The organism is Haloferax sp. S1W, assembly GCF_044593955.1.
Classification (GTDB): Archaea; Halobacteriota; Halobacteria; order Halobacteriales; family Haloferacaceae; genus Haloferax.
Window position 1 is genome coordinate 262,070 of the sequence record NZ_CP172595.1, and the last position, 15,760, is coordinate 277,829.

Below are 15,760 nucleotides of genomic sequence, written 5' to 3' on the forward strand. Positions count from 1 at the left end.
GTCACCGTCTCCGGTGAAGGAACTTTCAAACCGCCGCTCACCCTACGCCGGAGCATGGTAACGTTCCTCGCCGGGGGTACGGGCACCCCCAAACTTCTCGATGGGGCCGCCGAGGTGTTCGACCCCGCTGAGACGACGGTCGTCGCAAACACCGGCGACGATGTCGAACTCGGCGGCCACCTCGTCTGTCCCGACCTCGACACCGTCCTCTTTTCGGGTGGTGGCGTCCTCGACACCGACCGCTGGTGGGGCATCGCGGGCGACACCACCGAGACGGACGACGAACTCCACCGCCTCGCCGACGCCGCGGGTCTCGAACCCGGCCCGCGATACCTCCCTGCTGAGGCCCAGACCGTCGGTCGCGACATCGCCCGCTGGCGACGCTTTTCGGGTGTCGCAGAGTTTATGGAAATCGGCGACCGAGACCGCGCGGTCCACATTACCCGGACTTCCCTCCTCGACGAAGGCAACTCGCTCACTGAGGTCACACAAACGCTCGCGGACGCCTTCGCCCTCGACGTGTCGCTCTTGCCCATGAGCAACGACCCGGTAGCCACCCTCGTCCACACCGACGAAGGCGTGATGCACTTTCAGGAGTACTGGGTCCACCACCGCGCCGCACCCGAAGTCCGGGACGTGGAATTCCGCGGCGCGGACGAGGCAACTATCACGCCCGAAGTCGCCGACGCGCTCTCCGACCCTGTGGTCGTCGGCCCCTCGAACCCGGTTACGAGCATCGGCCCGATGCTGGCGCTCGACGACTTCGCCGACGCGCTCGCGGAGACGCCGGTCGTTGCCGTCTCCCCGTTCGTCGAAGACCACGTGTTCTCCGGTCCCGCTGCCGACCTCATGGAAGGAATCGGGTACGACCCCTCGACCGCCGGTGTCGCCGAAGCGTACCCCTTCGCGGACGCGTTCGTCCTCGACGACGCGGACGGCACCGACCTCGACAGGCCAATCGTCAACACTGACACTCGAATCGACGGGACAGAGGACGCCGCTCGCGTCGCCCGTGCCGTCGCCGAGGCGTTCGCGGAGGTGTCGTGATGTTCGCCCCTCGCGTCGCCGTGGCGAGCCTCAGCGGCGAGTCTGACGCCGACTGGGCGCGTGCTGCCGCCCCGTACGTGGGGGCTGCGTTCCTTGGCGGCGTCGCCATCGACGAGACAGCACAGGAGGCTGCGAAGGAACTCGTCGCGCGCGACCGGTCTGAGTTCATCACCGACGACCCAACGGGGTTCATCGCCGAGCAATTGGCCGAATTGGAAGCAACAGACGGCCCAGATATCTTCGCCGCGGTCAACGTCCGGGCGACGACGGGCGACCCGATTGGGGACGTCGCCGCGGTCTGCGCCGACCACGGCGCAGGCATCGAAATCAACGCCCACTGCCGACAAGACGAACTCTGTGCAGTTGGGTGCGGAGAGACGCTCCTCCGCGACACCGACAGACTCGTCGAATACGTCGAAACCGCGCGAGCAGAAGGCGCACGAGTCGGCGTGAAGGTTCGCACGGAAGTCGATGGCGTCTCTCTGCCGGGCCTCGCCAAAGCCCTCGCCGACGCCGGGGCAGACTGGATACACATCGACGCGATGGACTCCGAGGCAGTCGTCGCGGATGTCGTCGTCGCCGCGCCCGAGCTATTTGTCATCGCCAACAACGGCGTCCGTGACCGGAAGACTGTCCACGAATATCTCGAATACGGGGCCGACGCCGTGAGCGTCGGGCGGCCGAGCGATAATCCGGCGGTGCTTCAGCGGGTGCGGACTGCAACTGACGGGTGGTTCGCAAAGCGGAACGAGGAGTCAGTTTCGGACGACGACCGGGAGGCGACCGTCTGATGTCGAATTCGGTCACGGAGCGTGGATTTGGACCCGCTCGACACGCCGAACTCGCACTCCTCCTCGAAGTCGCCGGGACGCCCAAACCGGGGAACGTGGACCGCCGACGCGACCTCTCGGGTCTCCACTTCGAGCACTTCCTGACCGGCGCTGTCGGGTCGGGGTCAGGGCTCCGTCTGGCGGAAGAGGGTGCCTCGGTCGGCGAGGCATTCGAGACAGCGGTCGCCGGGATGAGCAACCAAGGTGGCGGCAACACGCAGTTCGGGTGTCTCCTGCTTCTCGTCCCGCTCGTGAAAGCCGCGGCCGCGGGCGACCTCTCACCGGAGGGCGCGACTCGCGTCGCGGAAGCGACGACCGTGGACGACGCGGTGTCGTTCTACCGGGCGTTCGAACACGTGGCTGTCGCCGTCGGCGACCCGCCGGAAGACGCCTCAGACCTCGACGTTCGCCACGGGTCTGCTGCCGAACCCGCGCTCCGAGAACGTGATTTGACACTCTACGACGTGATGGACCTCAGTGCAGAGCGAGATGCGAACGCGCGGGAGTGGACCGGCAGATTCGCCCGGACGTTCCGCGCCGCCGACTCCATCCTTGACGACGAGGGACCAGTTACCGACCGTGTGGCGCGGGCGTTCATCGACCTCCTCACCGAAGAGCCTGACACGCTCGTCGTGACGAACCACGGCGAGGCCGTCGCCCGCGACGTGATGAACCGCGCAGCGGCCGTCTCCGACCTCGACGAGGCTGAGACGTTGGCCGAGGAGTTCGTCGCCGAGGGAATCAATCCCGGCACGACGGCCGACATCGTCTGCGCGGCGACGTTTGTCGCACTGGAACGGGGGGTGCCGCTATGAGCCGCGACGAGGAAGGCGAAGGCGGAGGTGACGAAGCCGACGAGACCGTCGAGTGGCCGGTCGAACTCCGCGGCGTCACTGAATCAGTCGTCGCGACCCTCGGCCCGAACGGGCTGTGGAACTTCGCCGCGCTGGGACTTCATGCACCAGACGAGGACGAGGACGTTGTCACTGCCACCACGTGGGGCAACACCCGCACGCGCCGCAACTTCCACCGACAGGATGGCGGCGTCGTTCAGTTCGTCAGCGACCCGCGGGACTTCGTGGACGCCGCGATGACCATCCGCGAGGAGGAGGCACCTGTTCTCGACTCGGCGGACGCGTGGGCCGAAGTCGAGGCTGGGATGGTCGAGTCCGGCGACGATGACGGAACCCACTGGGAGCGGTGGGAACTTCGCCCCATCGACGCGGCAGTCGAACAGACCCGCCCGTTCACCATCAACCGGGCGTTCGGGGCGGTCATCGACGCGACAGTTGCGGCCTCTCGACTCGACGTGCCCGCGTTCGATACCGACGAACTACTCTCTCGACTCGCGTACTTCGAAGAGACCGTGGCGGCGTGCGGCGGTCAGGCCGAGCGAGAGGCGTTCGAACGCATCGACGAACACACCGGGTGGCGCGGGTTGGCCGCGGAAAGACGGAACGAATCGTTTTAGTGTTCGTCCGGGGAAATCTCGGACATGGCAATCAAGCCCAAATACGTCAAGCAGTTGGGTAACATCCTGCTGGAGCGCTACCCGCAGGCGTTCAACACGGACTTCGAGACCAACAAGGACAGCGTCGACCAACTGACCACCGTCGAATCGAAGAGCGTTCGAAACCGCATCGCGGGCTACATCACCCGCAAGAAGGGCGGTCAGGCCGCGTAATTCTCGACACAGACGATTCTACTACTGAATCTCTTCTCTGCCTGCTCCGGGAGCGACTGCTTCGGCGCTCGGAGCCGTGCCCTCGGACTCTTCGACTGCCGTCGCCGGTGCGTGGTACACTGCCTCGCCACTTTCGCGGTCGAATAGATGTGAGCGGTCGGCATCGACCGTCAGGACAACCCGTTCGCCGGGTTCGAACGCCGCCCGCGGGGTCGTCGAGACCTGTACCGTCTCGTCACCGAGTCGGCAGTGGACGAGAAGACTGTCGCCGAGGGGTTCTGTCACAGTCACTTCAGCAGTCGCAGTGCAGAAACCGGAGTTGCTGGCAGTTTCCGCAGTCGTGATGTCGATGTCTTCGGGCCGGACACCGAGGTCCGCCGCTTCGGCCGTCGAGTCTATTTTACCGGCAGAGATGGGAACGTCGAGGCCGCTGTCGTGGGCGACGGAGTCGCTGCGAACCTCGACCGGGAGGACGTTCATCGCGGGTTCGCCGATGAACTCTGCGACGAACCGGGTCGCGGGGCGGTCGTAGAGTTCCTGCGGCGGGGCGACCTGCTCGACGTGGCCGTCGTTCATCACGGCGACGCGGTCGCCGAGGGTCATCGCCTCCGTCTGGTCGTGGGTGACGTACACTGTGGTCGTCTGGAGGCGACGGTGCAGCGAGGCAAGTTCCGTCCGCATCTGGATGCGGAGCTTGGCGTCGAGGTTCGACAGCGGTTCGTCCATGAGGAAGACCGAGGGTTCGCGGACGAGCGCGCGGCCGATGGCAACGCGCTGGCGTTCGCCGCCAGAGAGAGCGGCCGGTTTGCGGTCCAGTAAGTCTTCGATACCGAGCATTTCAGCCACCTCGGCCGCCCGTTTCGAGAGTTCCGATTCGGAGATGTCGCGGGCGGCGTCCGCGCCGAAGGTCATGTTGCGCTCGGCGGTCATGTGCGGGAACAGCGCGTAGTTCTGGAAGACCATCGCCACGTCGCGGTCCTTCGGTTCGACGCCGTTTACTCGGTCGCCACCGATTTCGAGCACCCCGTCGGAGACGGTTTCGAGACCGGCGACCATGCGGAGCGTCGTCGATTTCCCACAGCCAGATGGACCGACGAGGACGAGGAACTCGCCGGGGTCGACGGCGAGAGAGATGCTGTCGACGGCGGTCACGTCTTCGAATCGTTTCGTCACTGAGTCGAGTTCGATTGCAGTCATGTCACTTTTGTTGGAGGGCGAATGTTTCGAGGAGCGGTCGGTGCAGGACGACGAGGACGACGAGCGGGACGCTGAGGGCGAGTATCGACCCCGCCATGATGAGTCCCCACTGCGTCTGGCCAGCCTGACTGGCGCTCTGAAGGTAGCTGATACCCACTTGGACGACCTGCTTGTGCTGGTCGGAGACGACGATGAGCGGCCAGAGGTACTGGTTCCACGCGTAGACGAACGTGATGACCGAGACGCCGGCAATCATGCCGCGCGACATCGGAACGAGCACGTCCACGAGGAACTCGATGGGGCCGACGCCGTCGAGTCTGGCCGTCTCCACGAGCGACGAGGGGATGCTCAGGAAGTGCTGTCGGAACAGGAACACCGCCGTCGCGCTGGCGATGTACGGGCCGGTGATGGCGAGCATCGAGTTCGCCCACCCGAGGTCGGCCATGAGTTCGAAAAGCGGGACGATGCGAACCGGAACCGGAAGAAGCAGCGTCAGGAGAACGAACGCGAAGGTGGCGTCTTTGTACGGGAAGTCGTAGTAGACGATGGCCAGTGCCGCCAGAAGCGACAGCGACACCTTCCCGACGACGACGATACTCGCCATTACGAGCGAGTTGAGGATGTACTGCGCGAGGTCGTACTCGAAGAGGGCGCTCTGGTAGTTTTTGAGGGCGTGCCCGCCGGGAGAGAGGTTCGTCACGTCGTAAATCTGGGCGGTCGACTGGGTGCTCATCAGCAACGCGAGGAGCAAGGGCGCACCCATGAGGACGATAGAGACGATAAGCGAGAGGTGGACCCACAGCGTATCCGGCAGCCCCACGGTCGTCGACTCAGCCGTGATGGAGGTGTCTTCGACCGCCATGTTAGGCCCCGTAGTGGGCGTATTCGCCCGTCAGTTTCAGTTGTGCCACCATCAGTATCGAGACGATTCCGAAGAGGACAATGGACTCCGCCGAGGCGAGGCCGAGGCTGTTGAACTCGAACGCGTCGCGGTAGAGTTTGAAGATGAGGAGGTTCGTCGCCCCGTTCGGCCCGCCGCTTGTCATCAGGTCCACGAGCGGGAACGTCGAGAAGAACGCGTAGATAGTGTCCATGACGACGAGAAAGCCGAGCGTGGGTGAGATGAGCGGGACGTACACCTCGCGGAGCATCGTCAGCGACCCGACGCCGTCGAGGCGGGAGGCCTCCGCCAGCGACTCCGGCACGTTGTGGAGCGCGGCGAGGAGAAAGACGATGTTGTAGCCGAGTTGCTTCCAGATGGCGACGACGGCGAGGACGCCGAAGGCGAGCGGTCCGTTCGTGAACCAGTCGAACTCGACACCGGGAATCAACTCGATGTAGTGGGTGATGACGCCCAGATTCGGGTGCAAGAGGAACAGAAGCACTGTCGCGGCGACTGCGGGCGGGAGGGCGTAGGGCCAGATGGCCGCGACCAGATAGACCGACCGCCACTTGTCGACGCGGTAGAGTTGGTAGGCGACGAACAGCGCAATCGTCAGCGACCCCACGACCACGACGGCCGCGAAGGCAAAGGAGACGAACAGGCTGTTGTGGTACTCCGGCGACGTGGCGAGCGTGACGAAGTTGTCGAGGCTGACGAACGTCGTCTGTTGGCCCAGAAGTAACGTCTCGTAGAGGCTGAGCCGGAACGTCTCGAACGATGGATAGTAGAGGAACAGTACCAACACGGCGAGCGTCGGTGCCAGAAACACCGCTGCCGTTCGTGAGTCGTCGAACGCGCGAATATCTCGTACCATAGGAAATGCGAGTTCGGGGCGTTCAGTTGGTCTTCTCGGCGTGTGCTTCGAGTTCGGATTCGACCTTCGAATCCATGCTCGAAAGCGCGTCGTCAACCGAGGTTCCCTGAATCATCGAGACGTAGCCCTCTTCGATGATAGTCCGAGTCTTCAGGAACGGCCCCATGACAGCGCCGCGGGTTGCGGGGCTGTCTTTCGTCTCCCGGAGTTGGTCGAACGCCGTGACGTAGTTGGGGTTCTCGTCGAACCAGCCGTCGTTCTGGAGCGTCTCGACAGCGCCCGAGTGAATAGGGAAGTATCCAGTTCCCTTGTGCCAGCGAACCTGCTGTTCGGGTTGGGTCATCCACAGGAGGAACTCGGCAGTGGCCTCCTGCTGTGCGTCCGAGAGGCCCGACGGGACCCACAGTGACGCCCCGCCGATGACCACACCGTTGCGCGACCCATTCGGCACGGGCAGGTAGTTGACGCCGACCTCGAAGCCGTTTTCCTTGCCACCGGCGGTCAGCGACGTGATACCCGAGGTAGAGGTAATGTGCATACCCGTCTTCCCCGAGAGGAACGCCTGGTCTGCCGCGCCCCAAGCTTCGACACCGGGATTGAGGTAGTAGCCCTCGTCGTACATGTCGGCCCACCACTCGAAGATGTTCCGCGAGGCGTCGCTCGTCAGATTAGCCTTCACCGGCGTGCCAGCCCGACCGTTCTCGTTGCCGACGAGCATCGCGTCCTGTTCTGCGAACCACTGCTCGACGAACCACGAGTGGTTTGCGAACGTGATTCCTTTCTCTACGTCCGCGTTTGCGACGAGCGCTTCGGAGGCAGCGCGAACCTCCTCGAACGTCTTCGGCGGCGATTCGGGGTCCAGCCCGGCCGCCTCGAAGGCGTCTTTGTTGTAGTAGAGAACCGGGTTCGAGGAGTTGAACGGCATCGAATTGAGTTTCCCATCGATGCGGTAGTAGTTCATCACCGGGTCGAGGTACTGGTCGTAGTCGATGCGGTCCGACGGGATGACGTCCTCGACGGGGACGAACGCCCCGCTGTCGATGGCGAGTTGCGTCCCGACTTCGAAAATCTGGGCGACTGCGGGTGGGTTGCCAGCTTTCACCGCCGACGTTGTCGCGTTCAGCGTCTCGCGGTAACTCCCCTTGGAGGCGACTTCGAGTTTCACACCCTCAGTCTGGGACTCAAACTCCGACCCCATGTCGTCGAGCAACTTCGCCGTGTCGCCACCCATCGCGTGCCAGAACTTGATGGTCGCCGTGCCGCCCCCTCCGAGACTCCCGGTACATCCGGACAGTCCAGTAAGTCCGGCTACACCGGCCGTGCCTGCACCCTGAAGGAATCGCCGTCGGTTAATCTCGTGCATCGCTCGGAGGGTACCAAGCTGCAATGAAAAGTCTTTCTTTCAGATAATATATTAGAGAAAATAGTCGGTGGTGTCACAACTATTGTCTATCGATATCTCATGTTTTCAGTTTGTTACTGTGTGTCAATTGAGAAATTGCTTTCAGTCTCGGTCTTCCTCACATACCTCCATGCGCGCTTTCGCACACCGCGGTTGTCCCGCTCTCGGACCCGAAAATACGCTTTCTGCCTTCCGCGCCGCCGCGGCGCGCTTGCCTGCTATCGAACTCGATGTGCGACGCTGTGCGAGCGGCGAACTCGTCGTCTTTCACGACGAGACGCTGGACCGAATGACAGACGGGTCGGGACCGGTCGCCGAAGCGACGCTCTCTGACCTCCGGAAACTCCGTGTCGGCGACACAGACGAGTCGGTTCCGACGCTTGCGGAGGTGTTCGATGCGCTCCCGGAGACGGCGTGTGTCAACGTCGAACTGAAGGAATCTGGCCTCGCTTCGGACCTCGATTCCGTCGTTGCCGACGTGCCGAACGAGGTGCTGGTCTCGTCGTTCGACGACGACGCCCTCCGCGAGGTTCGAGAGACGACCGACCTCGCACTCGCGTTCCTCTTCGCCGACGACTGGGACGAGTCACTCGAAGTCGCCGCGAAACTCGACTGCACTGCCATCCACCCGCACTACGAACTGCTCTCGGAGGCTCGAACCGAAGCGGCGCACGACGCTGGATTCGAAGTCAACACGTGGACGGTCCCCGACAACGAGACGGTCGAGGAGTTGCGCGAGTGGGGGGTCGACGGCGTCATCGTGGACGACCCGGCGGTCGTCACTCAAACCGCAGGCGAGAAAGAAAACTGAGAGTCGCTTAGAACCTATCGACGCGCCCGGACGCTGCCCACGCGTTCGTGGGTGCGCCGGAGGGGACGCGACGCCCGCATCCCGTGACCGATTCGAGTCGCCCGGCGTACTGCCAGCGCTTTTCGTTCCACGTCTCGTCGTCGGTGTTCGCGGCGGCGGCCGCAGCAGCGGCGGCTTGGTCGCGGATGTGTGCGCCGACGGCGGCGACGATGGCGGCGGCCTCCTCCGGGTCCGCGTCGTCGGGAATCGATAGCCCCGACAGGGTGTCCCCGTTCATAGCGGGATGTTCCCGTGCTTCTTGTCCGGTTGCGACTTCCGCTTGGTCTTCAGCATCTGGAGGTCGGAGACGAGGCGCTTGCGCGTCTCCGCCGGTTCGATAACGTCGTCGACGTACCCGCGGTCGGCCGCCGTGTACGGGTTGGCGAACTCCTCGCGGTACTCGTCGATGAGTTCGTCGCGGCGAGTGTCGGGGTCGTCGGCCGCCTGCAGTTCGTCACGGTAGAGGATGTTGACCGCGCCCTGCGGACCCATGACTGCGATTTCGGCGGTCGGCCACGCGTAGTTCACGTCCGCGCCGAGGTGCTTCGAGGCCATCACGTCGTACGCGCCACCGTAGGCCTTGCGCGTGATGACCGTCATGAGGGGCACCGTCGCTTCGGAGTACGCGTACAGGAGTTTCGCGCCGTGGCGGATGATGCCGTTGTGCTCTTGGTCGGTGCCGGGGAGGAAGCCGGGGACGTCCACGAACGTGACGATTGGGACGTTGAACGAGTCGCACATGCGGATGAACCGGGAGGCCTTCTCCGAGGCTTCGATGTCGAGCGTTCCGGCGTTCACGCGGGGCTGGTTGGCGACGATACCGACCGAGTGGCCGTCGAGGCGGGCGAATCCGACGACGATGTTCTTCGCGAAGTCCTCCTGCACCTCGAAGAACGAGCCTTCGTCGAGGACGCCGCCGATGACATCGTGCATGTCGTATGGCTTTCTCGGTTGGTCCGGAACCACCTCGGCGAGGTGTTCGTCCTCGCGGTCCGGGTCGTCCCACGGTTCGACGCGCGGCGGGTCTTCGACGTTGTTCTGCGGGAGATACGAAAGGAGGTGGCGGATATCGTCGAGCGCCTGCTCTTCGGTGTCGGTGGCGAAGTGTGCGACCCCGCTCGTCGCGGTGTGAGTCGTCGCCCCACCGAGTTCGTCGAAGGTGACCTCCTCACCGGTGACGGTTTTGATGACATCCGGCCCGGTGATGAACATGTGGCTGGTGTCGCGGACCATGAAGGTGAAGTCCGTCAGCGCCGGGGAGTAGACCGCACCGCCAGCACACGGTCCCATGATTGCAGAAATCTGTGGGATGACGCCGGATGCCTCGGTGTTGCGGCGGAAGATTTCGCCGAAGCCACCGAGCGACTGGACGCCTTCCTGAATCCGCGCACCCGCGGAGTCGTTCAGGCCGACGACGGGCGCGCCGACTTCCATCGCCTTGTCCATCACCTTACAGACCTTCTCGGCGAACACCTCACCGAGCGACCCGCCGAAGACGGTGAAGTCGTGGGCGAAGACGAAGACGGTGCGGCCGTCTACCTCACCGTAGCCCGTGATGACACCGTCACCGGGGAGTTTCGTCTCTTCCATCCCGAACTTGTGGTTGCGGTGCGTCCGGAACTGGTCGAACTCCTGGAAGGTTCCGTCGTCGAGGAAGTAGTCGATGCGCTCGCGCGCGGTCATCTTGCCCTTCTCGTGCTGCGAGGCAATTCGGTCCTCACCGCCGCCCTTCTTCGCTTCCTCGCGCTTCTCCCGTAGTTCGTCGATCCGGTCTTCCATCGTCATGCCAGACCACCTTCACTCATTGAAACGTCGGTGCGTATTCTGGGGTCAAAGGAGTTCCGCAATCCGGCAACCCTTTCTTCGACAGTCGTCGAAAAACAGCCTTAACAATCATCATATACGCGCACACGGAATCGGCAGACTGTACGGGGAACTACCCGGAGCGCGGTGAAACAATGCGAAAAAACGGAGATTGAGTGGACGGTCGGTCGCTTCGTTAGACGACGGACTCGGGGCGACGAAGGCCGAAGAACGCCGCCACGCTGACGACGACTGCGACGGCGACGGTCCACCAGAAGCCGATGCTCGTATCCACGCCGAAGTGGGTCAGAAGCGTGAAGACGAGGAACAGAGGCAGGATGACGCCGACAGCGAAGAGCCACGGCGTGCCGAGGGTTCGTCCAAGCTCGCCCGCGCCCGAGGCAAACTCCTCGATTGCGTCGCGACCCATAACCCAACCGACGAACAACAAGAATACCGCGAGACCCGCGGTCAAGAGTATGTTCACGAGGGTTCCAGCAACGAAGCCGAAGATGGCAGGGTTGAACGCGCAGACGGACCCGGTGACGGCCACAAGGGCGGTCATGCTCATGACCGCATGCTTGCGCGAGATGCCGTACTCGTCGACGAGGAACGCGACGGGAATTTCGAGCATGCTGATGGAACTCGACAGCGCCGCGAGCGTCACGACGGCAAAGAACGTCGTGGCGATGAGTGTTCCGGCGGGGAGTTGCGAGAACGCGCCCGCGAGGCCGACGAAAAGCGCACCCGGCCCGGTTCCGGTCTCTGCTGGGTTGATACCTTGTGAGAACAGGAGCGGAAAGACGACGAGACCGGTGATGACACCGACGCTCGTGTTGAGCACGGCAATAGCGCTTCCGTCGAAGGGGAGCGACTGGTCCTCGCTGAGGTACGAGGAGTAGGTAATCATCGTTCCCGCGCCGAGCGAGAGCGTAAAGAGCGCCTGTCCGGCGGCGGGACCGAGGATAGCAAAGAAGTTCTCTGAGATGACGGAGGGGTCGAATCGGAGGAAAAAGGCGTATCCGGCGGCGGCGTTCGGTTGTGTCGCGGCCCATGCCGCGAGCGTGACGAGGAGGACGAGCACGGCGGGCATCATGATTTTGGTGCCGAGTTCGATGCCCTTGCGGATACCGGCGAAGACGATGAGTGCGGTCAGTCCGAGGAACAGGAGATGGTAGAGTGCAGCGTCAGTACCGGCGGAGACACCGCCGAAGTACTGTCCGGGGTTGGTGAAGTACGCGGGATTCCCGCCGACGACGGCGGCCCCGCTTTCGATGAGGTAGCGGAGAATCCAGCCGCCGACGACACTGTAGAACGAGAGAAGCGAGAGACCGGTGATAACCGAGAGCGCGCCGGCGACGCCCCACTTTTTCGACCCCGAGAGGTCGCGGAGCGCGCCGACGGGTGATTTGTTCGCGCGGCGTCCGATGACGAACTCGCCGAGGAGTCCGGGGACCCCGACGAGGAGTACGATTCCGAGGTAGACGACGAGGAACGCGCTCCCGCCGTTTTCTGCGGTCTGCCACGGGAACCGCCAGATGTTACCGAGTCCGACCGCGCTTCCGACAGCGGCGAGGATGAACCCGAGCCGTGTCGCCCATGTTTCTCGTGCCATTGACACCCATTGACAGCCCGCACCTAAAATGACTTTCGAACCGAGAATACGTCACCGCAGAAATCTAACGGTTTTACCCACTCAATACACAAAAATCTCCGTCAGATGCTCAGGGAAAACGCACTGCTACCGATAAATCGTAACCTGTCGAAAATGGTGGTCGTTCGCCGCCTCAGAGGGGCGGGATGATAGCCGGGTTCTCGCCGAGGAACAGGGTCTGGAAGCCCAGTGCCAGCGTCGCGACGACGGCGACGATGACGAACGTGCGGGCCAGCCAGAGCCACGTGAGGCCGACGCCTTCACCGAGACCGCTGCCCTTCATGACCTCGTCGATGGCGGGCGCGCCGTAGACCCACGCCGTGAAGACGAGGATGCCGAGGACGCCAACCGGCAGGAAGAACTTGTACGCGAGCGTGTCGAACCAGCCGAGCCACGCCGTGTCGAGTGCCGAGGGGACACCGAGCAGGAAGATGACACCTCCGAGGAGGATGGCCATCTGTGGGCGCGTCACGTCGTAGTTGTCGATGGCCCACGAGACGACGACTTCGAGGAGGCTAATCGCCGACGAGAGCGCGGCGATGAGCACCACGAGGAAGAAGATGAGGCCGATAATCTGTCCGCCGGGAATGTTGGCGAACGCGCCGGCGACGCTGATGAAGACCGCACCGGCACCGCTCGTGTTGGGGTCGATGCCCTGCGCGAACAGGAGCGGAAGCACGACGAGGCCGGCGAGGATGCCGACGAAACTGTTCAGGAAGACGATGGTGATACCGTCACCGAACAGGCTCTGGTCGCCGTCGATGTAGGAGGCGTAGGTAATCATCGCACCCATACCGAGCGACAGCGAGAAGAACGCCTGCCCGACGGCGAAGGGAACGATGTCGCCGAAGTTCGCAAAGAGGGCGTCGAAGTCAGGCGAGAGGAAGTACGCGTAGCCCTCGGACGCTCCGGGGAGCGTGAAGGCAAAGACGGCGAGCGCGCCGAGGATGACGACGATGCTCGGAACCATCAGTTTCGTGGCCTTCTCGATACCGTCTTCGATACCAGCGGCGACGATGATGACGACGAGGGCCATGAAGACGGCGTGAAGCGCGAGCGCGTCCATCCCGGCCGAAATCTGTCCGAAGTATTCTGCGGGCGCACCGAAGTACGCACCCGTCAGGCTCCCGCCGACGTAGCGAAGGACCCACCCGCCGACGACACTGTAGTAGGATAAAATCCAGAAGCCGGTGAATAAGCCGAGGGCACCGACGAAGCGCCAGTTCTTGTAGCCGAGTTTCTCGAAGGCGCTGATGGTATTCAGGTTGCTTCTCCGACCGATGACGAACTCGGCGAGGATGGCCGGGAGGCCGATGCCGAGTGCGGCGATGACGTAGACGATGAGGAAGGATGCGCCGCCGAACTGTGCGGTCTTGAACGGGAACTGCCAGATGTTCCCGAGACCGACTGCACTGCCGACTGCGGCAAGAATGAACCCTGCTCTAGTCGCCCAAGTTTCACGTTCGCTCATGTTCTACCACCGTGTTGCTGACGAGGGTGTGATAAATGACGCGGTATGCCGTCGCATATCGGGCGGAAAAGCTACACATTTCTCCAAACGATTATATATGGTGGCACGTTCGTCCGAATACTGGCGATTATTCACTCCTAATTTCTAACGGTTGTCGTGTTCGTGAATGCCACACGCAGGGTGCAAAAATTCGCGCGCGCTCCGTACGATGCGGTGGTAGTAGCACAAAATCGAGACATTCGTGTCACCGAGACAATGAAACGTCAGCCCTCAGCGAGGGAGTCAGACCTCGCCGTACACCGGTACCGCCGCACCGCTGGTCGCCGACGAGGCCTCCGAACAGAGATAGAGAATCGTCCGGGTGATTTCTTCGGGGTCTACCCACGCCTCGAAGTCCGAATCGGGCATCATCTCGCGGTTCATCGGTGTGTCGATGACACTCGGCATCACCGCGTTCGCGCGCACGACGCCGAGGTTCTCCTCCGCAATCGTCTCGGTCAAAAGGCGAACACCCGCTTTCGACGCTCGGTAGATTCCGTCTCCCGTCCCCCCTCGAGTGATGACCGGGCGGAGACGCTCACGATGGTCCCTTCCGTCTCGCGAAGGTGCGGAATCGCGTACTTCGAGGCGAGGAACATCGTCTTGAGGTTCACGTCGAAGAGGAAATCGAACGTTTCGACCTCCGTCTCGTCGATGGGCGTCCCACCGCGCCACGTTCCGGCGATGTTCGCGAGGTGGTCGATACGGCCGAAATCGACGTCTACGGCGTCCACGACGCGTGCAACCTCTCCTTCGTCGGTGAAATCTCCCTCGTAGAATCGGACGCCGTCCGAGTCGAAGAAGCCGTCTTCGTTGTCCGGTTCGACCACGTCCGCGGCCGCGACAGACGCGCCCGCATCGTGGAAGGCGCGGGCGACTGCGCCGCCGAGCGTGCCGCTGGCACCTGTGACGAGTGCGACTGTTCCATCAAAATCAAAATCGACAGCCATATTGATGTTATTTGTTCGCACACGACATAAGAAACGGTGGCTCAGTGGCCCTGCTGGATTTGCGACGCGGCAGACTGCTCAGGGCATGATGACAAGCTTGCCGAGGAAGCTCTCTTCCATGACGGCGCGCTGTGCCTCACCCGCCTCGTCGAGTCCGTAGGTTCTGGCAACGTCGATTTCGAACTCGCCCGCGTCCATCAGGTGGCCAAGTTCGCGAAGCGGGTCGGCGAGTTTCGGCGTGTTGAACACGCTCATCATCGTAATCTGGAGGTCCTTCCCGCGAGCGGCGGATGACAGTTCGAACCCGACCTGCGGGTCGTTTTCGCCGATACCGACGACTCGGCCACCGGTCGTCGCCACATCGGCGTCAAACTGGAGGTAGTCGTCGAGGCGGTGGTCGAGTGTCAGGTCTACGCCGTCACCCTTCGCGGCGTCTTTCACTGCCTCGGAGAGGTCGTCGCGGGCGTAATCGAGGACGACATCCGCGCCGAGTTCAGACACGCGGTCGTGGGAGTTCGGCGCTGCCGTGGCGATGACGTGCGCCCCTGCTGCGCTGGCGAGTTGGACCGCTGCGTGGCCGACGCCCCCGGCCCCGCCGTGAATCAGCACCGTCTCGCCGAGTTGCATCCCGCCGTGGTCGACGAGGGCGCGCCACGCGGTGACGCCAGCAACTCCCGCGCCGCCCGCCGCGACGAGGTCCACTCCCTCTGGGAGGATAGCGAGACGGTCGGTCGGGACGGCCGCGAATTCGGCGTAGCCGCCGTAGTGGTCCTTTCCAATTCCGGTACCGACGACAGGGTCACCTTCCTCGAAGTCAGTGACGCCGGAGCCGACGGCTGCGACTTCGCCAGCGACATCGACGCCGGGAATCATCGGCATCGCGAAGGGTTGGTACGACCCGTCTCGGAAGTAGGTGTCGACGGGGTTGACGCCGGCAGCGGCGACTTCGACGAGCACCTCGTCGGCCTGTGGCTCGGGCACGTCGATGTCGTCTACCTGCAACACGTCGAGTCCGCCGTGGGTGTGGAATCGGACGGCGCGCATGGGTCAGCGTGTGTCACCATGCCTGATAAAGT

At 63.3% G+C, this 15,760-nt stretch carries 15 protein-coding genes and 1 pseudogene; 6 read left to right on the forward strand and 10 right to left on the reverse strand.

The window, feature by feature from the left end; all coding sequences use genetic code 11:
- The first annotated feature begins 54 nt into the window (after positions 1 to 54).
- From cofD to ACH9L7_RS01415, 5 genes are read left to right on the forward strand one after another with little or no spacing between them, the layout of a single operon-like run.
- Positions 55 to 1,047 carry a 2-phospho-L-lactate transferase gene (cofD, locus tag ACH9L7_RS01395; RefSeq protein WP_396611966.1) on the forward strand — a complete coding sequence of 331 codons (993 nt, stop codon included), beginning with the start codon at positions 55 to 57 and terminating at the stop codon, positions 1,045 to 1,047.
- Positions 1,047 to 1,838 carry a tRNA-dihydrouridine synthase gene (locus tag ACH9L7_RS01400; protein ID WP_396611967.1) on the forward strand — a complete coding sequence of 264 codons (792 nt, stop codon included), beginning with the start codon at positions 1,047 to 1,049 and terminating at the stop codon, positions 1,836 to 1,838. The genes cofD and ACH9L7_RS01400 overlap by 1 nt, the downstream gene beginning before the upstream one ends.
- Complete coding sequence (locus ACH9L7_RS01405; RefSeq protein WP_396611968.1) at positions 1,838 to 2,692, forward strand: triphosphoribosyl-dephospho-CoA synthase; 855 nt, start codon at positions 1,838 to 1,840, stop codon at positions 2,690 to 2,692. Before ACH9L7_RS01400 ends, ACH9L7_RS01405 begins: the two co-directional genes overlap by 1 nt.
- The gene (locus ACH9L7_RS01410) at positions 2,689 to 3,348 is read left to right on the forward strand and encodes a DUF447 domain-containing protein (protein WP_396611969.1); all 660 of its coding nucleotides are present in this window, start codon (positions 2,689 to 2,691) and stop codon (positions 3,346 to 3,348) included. Before ACH9L7_RS01405 ends, ACH9L7_RS01410 begins: the two co-directional genes overlap by 4 nt.
- Positions 3,349 to 3,372: 24 nt before the next feature.
- Positions 3,373 to 3,561 (forward strand): 30S ribosomal protein S17e, encoded by a 189-nt coding sequence (locus tag ACH9L7_RS01415; protein WP_007543007.1) that lies wholly within the window; start codon positions 3,373 to 3,375, stop codon positions 3,559 to 3,561.
- A 21-nt stretch (positions 3,562 to 3,582) separates the two neighbouring features.
- Here the strand turns inward: ACH9L7_RS01415 and ACH9L7_RS01420 are convergent, their stop codons facing one another.
- From ACH9L7_RS01420 to ACH9L7_RS01435, 4 genes are read right to left on the reverse strand one after another with little or no spacing between them, the layout of a single operon-like run.
- Entirely contained in the window at positions 3,583 to 4,758 is a 1,176-nt protein-coding gene (locus tag ACH9L7_RS01420) for an ABC transporter ATP-binding protein (protein ID WP_396611970.1), read from the reverse strand.
- 1 nt (position 4,759) lies between these two features.
- Complete coding sequence (locus tag ACH9L7_RS01425; protein ID WP_396611971.1) at positions 4,760 to 5,620, reverse strand: carbohydrate ABC transporter permease; 861 nt, start codon at positions 5,618 to 5,620, stop codon at positions 4,760 to 4,762.
- A gap of 1 nt (position 5,621) precedes the next feature.
- Positions 5,622 to 6,515, reverse strand: a complete 894-nt coding sequence (locus ACH9L7_RS01430) for a carbohydrate ABC transporter permease (protein ID WP_396611972.1) — start codon at positions 6,513 to 6,515, stop codon at positions 5,622 to 5,624.
- Positions 6,516 to 6,537: 22 nt separating this feature from the next.
- Positions 6,538 to 7,878, reverse strand: a complete 1,341-nt coding sequence (locus ACH9L7_RS01435) for an ABC transporter substrate-binding protein (RefSeq protein WP_396611973.1) — start codon at positions 7,876 to 7,878, stop codon at positions 6,538 to 6,540.
- A 169-nt stretch (positions 7,879 to 8,047) separates the two neighbouring features.
- On the opposite strand from ACH9L7_RS01435, the gene ACH9L7_RS01440 reads away from it, so the two are divergent.
- Positions 8,048 to 8,728, forward strand: coding sequence for a glycerophosphodiester phosphodiesterase (locus ACH9L7_RS01440; RefSeq protein ID WP_396611974.1), 681 nt, complete (start codon positions 8,048 to 8,050; stop codon positions 8,726 to 8,728).
- A 7-nt stretch (positions 8,729 to 8,735) separates the two neighbouring features.
- Here the strand turns inward: ACH9L7_RS01440 and ACH9L7_RS01445 are convergent, their stop codons facing one another.
- The 6 genes and pseudogenes from ACH9L7_RS01445 to ACH9L7_RS01470 all read right to left on the reverse strand — a co-directional run bounded on the left by ACH9L7_RS01445 (position 8,736) and on the right by ACH9L7_RS01470 (position 15,728).
- Positions 8,736 to 9,005, reverse strand: coding sequence for an acc operon protein (locus ACH9L7_RS01445; protein ID WP_396611975.1), 270 nt, complete (start codon positions 9,003 to 9,005; stop codon positions 8,736 to 8,738).
- Positions 9,002 to 10,546, reverse strand: a complete 1,545-nt coding sequence (locus tag ACH9L7_RS01450; protein ID WP_396613312.1) for an acyl-CoA carboxylase subunit beta — start codon at positions 10,544 to 10,546, stop codon at positions 9,002 to 9,004. Before ACH9L7_RS01450 ends, ACH9L7_RS01445 begins: the two co-directional genes overlap by 4 nt.
- A gap of 220 nt (positions 10,547 to 10,766) precedes the next feature.
- Positions 10,767 to 12,185 carry a sodium-dependent transporter gene (locus ACH9L7_RS01455; RefSeq protein WP_396611976.1) on the reverse strand — a complete coding sequence of 473 codons (1,419 nt, stop codon included), beginning with the start codon at positions 12,183 to 12,185 and terminating at the stop codon, positions 10,767 to 10,769.
- A gap of 172 nt (positions 12,186 to 12,357) precedes the next feature.
- A complete protein-coding gene (locus ACH9L7_RS01460) occupies positions 12,358 to 13,695 on the reverse strand; it encodes a sodium-dependent transporter (protein WP_396611977.1) in 1,338 nt (445 codons plus the stop codon).
- A gap of 282 nt (positions 13,696 to 13,977) precedes the next feature.
- Positions 13,978 to 14,684, reverse strand: a pseudogene (locus ACH9L7_RS01465) (SDR family oxidoreductase).
- Between the two features lie 78 nt (positions 14,685 to 14,762).
- On the reverse strand, positions 14,763 to 15,728 hold the full coding sequence (locus tag ACH9L7_RS01470; protein WP_396611978.1) for a zinc-binding alcohol dehydrogenase family protein: 966 nt from the start codon (positions 15,726 to 15,728) through the stop codon (positions 14,763 to 14,765).
- Positions 15,729 to 15,760 lie beyond the last annotated feature (32 nt).

Excerpts from the sequence above, each read along its gene's own strand:
- cofD (WP_396611966.1), top strand. The coding sequence starts at position 55 with ATGGTAACGTTCCTCGCCGGGGGTACGGGCACCCCCAAACTTCTCGAT.
- ACH9L7_RS01400 (WP_396611967.1), top strand. The coding sequence starts at position 1,047 with ATGTTCGCCCCTCGCGTCGCCGTGGCGAGCCTCAGCGGCGAGTCTGAC.
- ACH9L7_RS01405 (WP_396611968.1), top strand. The coding sequence starts at position 1,838 with ATGTCGAATTCGGTCACGGAGCGTGGATTTGGACCCGCTCGACACGCC.
- ACH9L7_RS01410 (WP_396611969.1), top strand. The coding sequence starts at position 2,689 with ATGAGCCGCGACGAGGAAGGCGAAGGCGGAGGTGACGAAGCCGACGAG.
- ACH9L7_RS01415 (WP_007543007.1), top strand. The coding sequence starts at position 3,373 with ATGGCAATCAAGCCCAAATACGTCAAGCAGTTGGGTAACATCCTGCTG.
- ACH9L7_RS01420 (WP_396611970.1), bottom strand. The coding sequence starts at position 4,758 with ATGACTGCAATCGAACTCGACTCAGTGACGAAACGATTCGAAGACGTG.
- ACH9L7_RS01425 (WP_396611971.1), bottom strand. The coding sequence starts at position 5,620 with ATGGCGGTCGAAGACACCTCCATCACGGCTGAGTCGACGACCGTGGGG.
- ACH9L7_RS01430 (WP_396611972.1), bottom strand. The coding sequence starts at position 6,515 with ATGGTACGAGATATTCGCGCGTTCGACGACTCACGAACGGCAGCGGTG.
- ACH9L7_RS01435 (WP_396611973.1), bottom strand. The coding sequence starts at position 7,878 with ATGCACGAGATTAACCGACGGCGATTCCTTCAGGGTGCAGGCACGGCC.
- ACH9L7_RS01440 (WP_396611974.1), top strand. The coding sequence starts at position 8,048 with ATGCGCGCTTTCGCACACCGCGGTTGTCCCGCTCTCGGACCCGAAAAT.
- ACH9L7_RS01445 (WP_396611975.1), bottom strand. The coding sequence starts at position 9,005 with ATGAACGGGGACACCCTGTCGGGGCTATCGATTCCCGACGACGCGGAC.
- ACH9L7_RS01450 (WP_396613312.1), bottom strand. The coding sequence starts at position 10,546 with ATGGAAGACCGGATCGACGAACTACGGGAGAAGCGCGAGGAAGCGAAG.
- ACH9L7_RS01455 (WP_396611976.1), bottom strand. The coding sequence starts at position 12,185 with ATGGCACGAGAAACATGGGCGACACGGCTCGGGTTCATCCTCGCCGCT.
- ACH9L7_RS01460 (WP_396611977.1), bottom strand. The coding sequence starts at position 13,695 with ATGAGCGAACGTGAAACTTGGGCGACTAGAGCAGGGTTCATTCTTGCC.
- ACH9L7_RS01470 (WP_396611978.1), bottom strand. The coding sequence starts at position 15,728 with ATGCGCGCCGTCCGATTCCACACCCACGGCGGACTCGACGTGTTGCAG.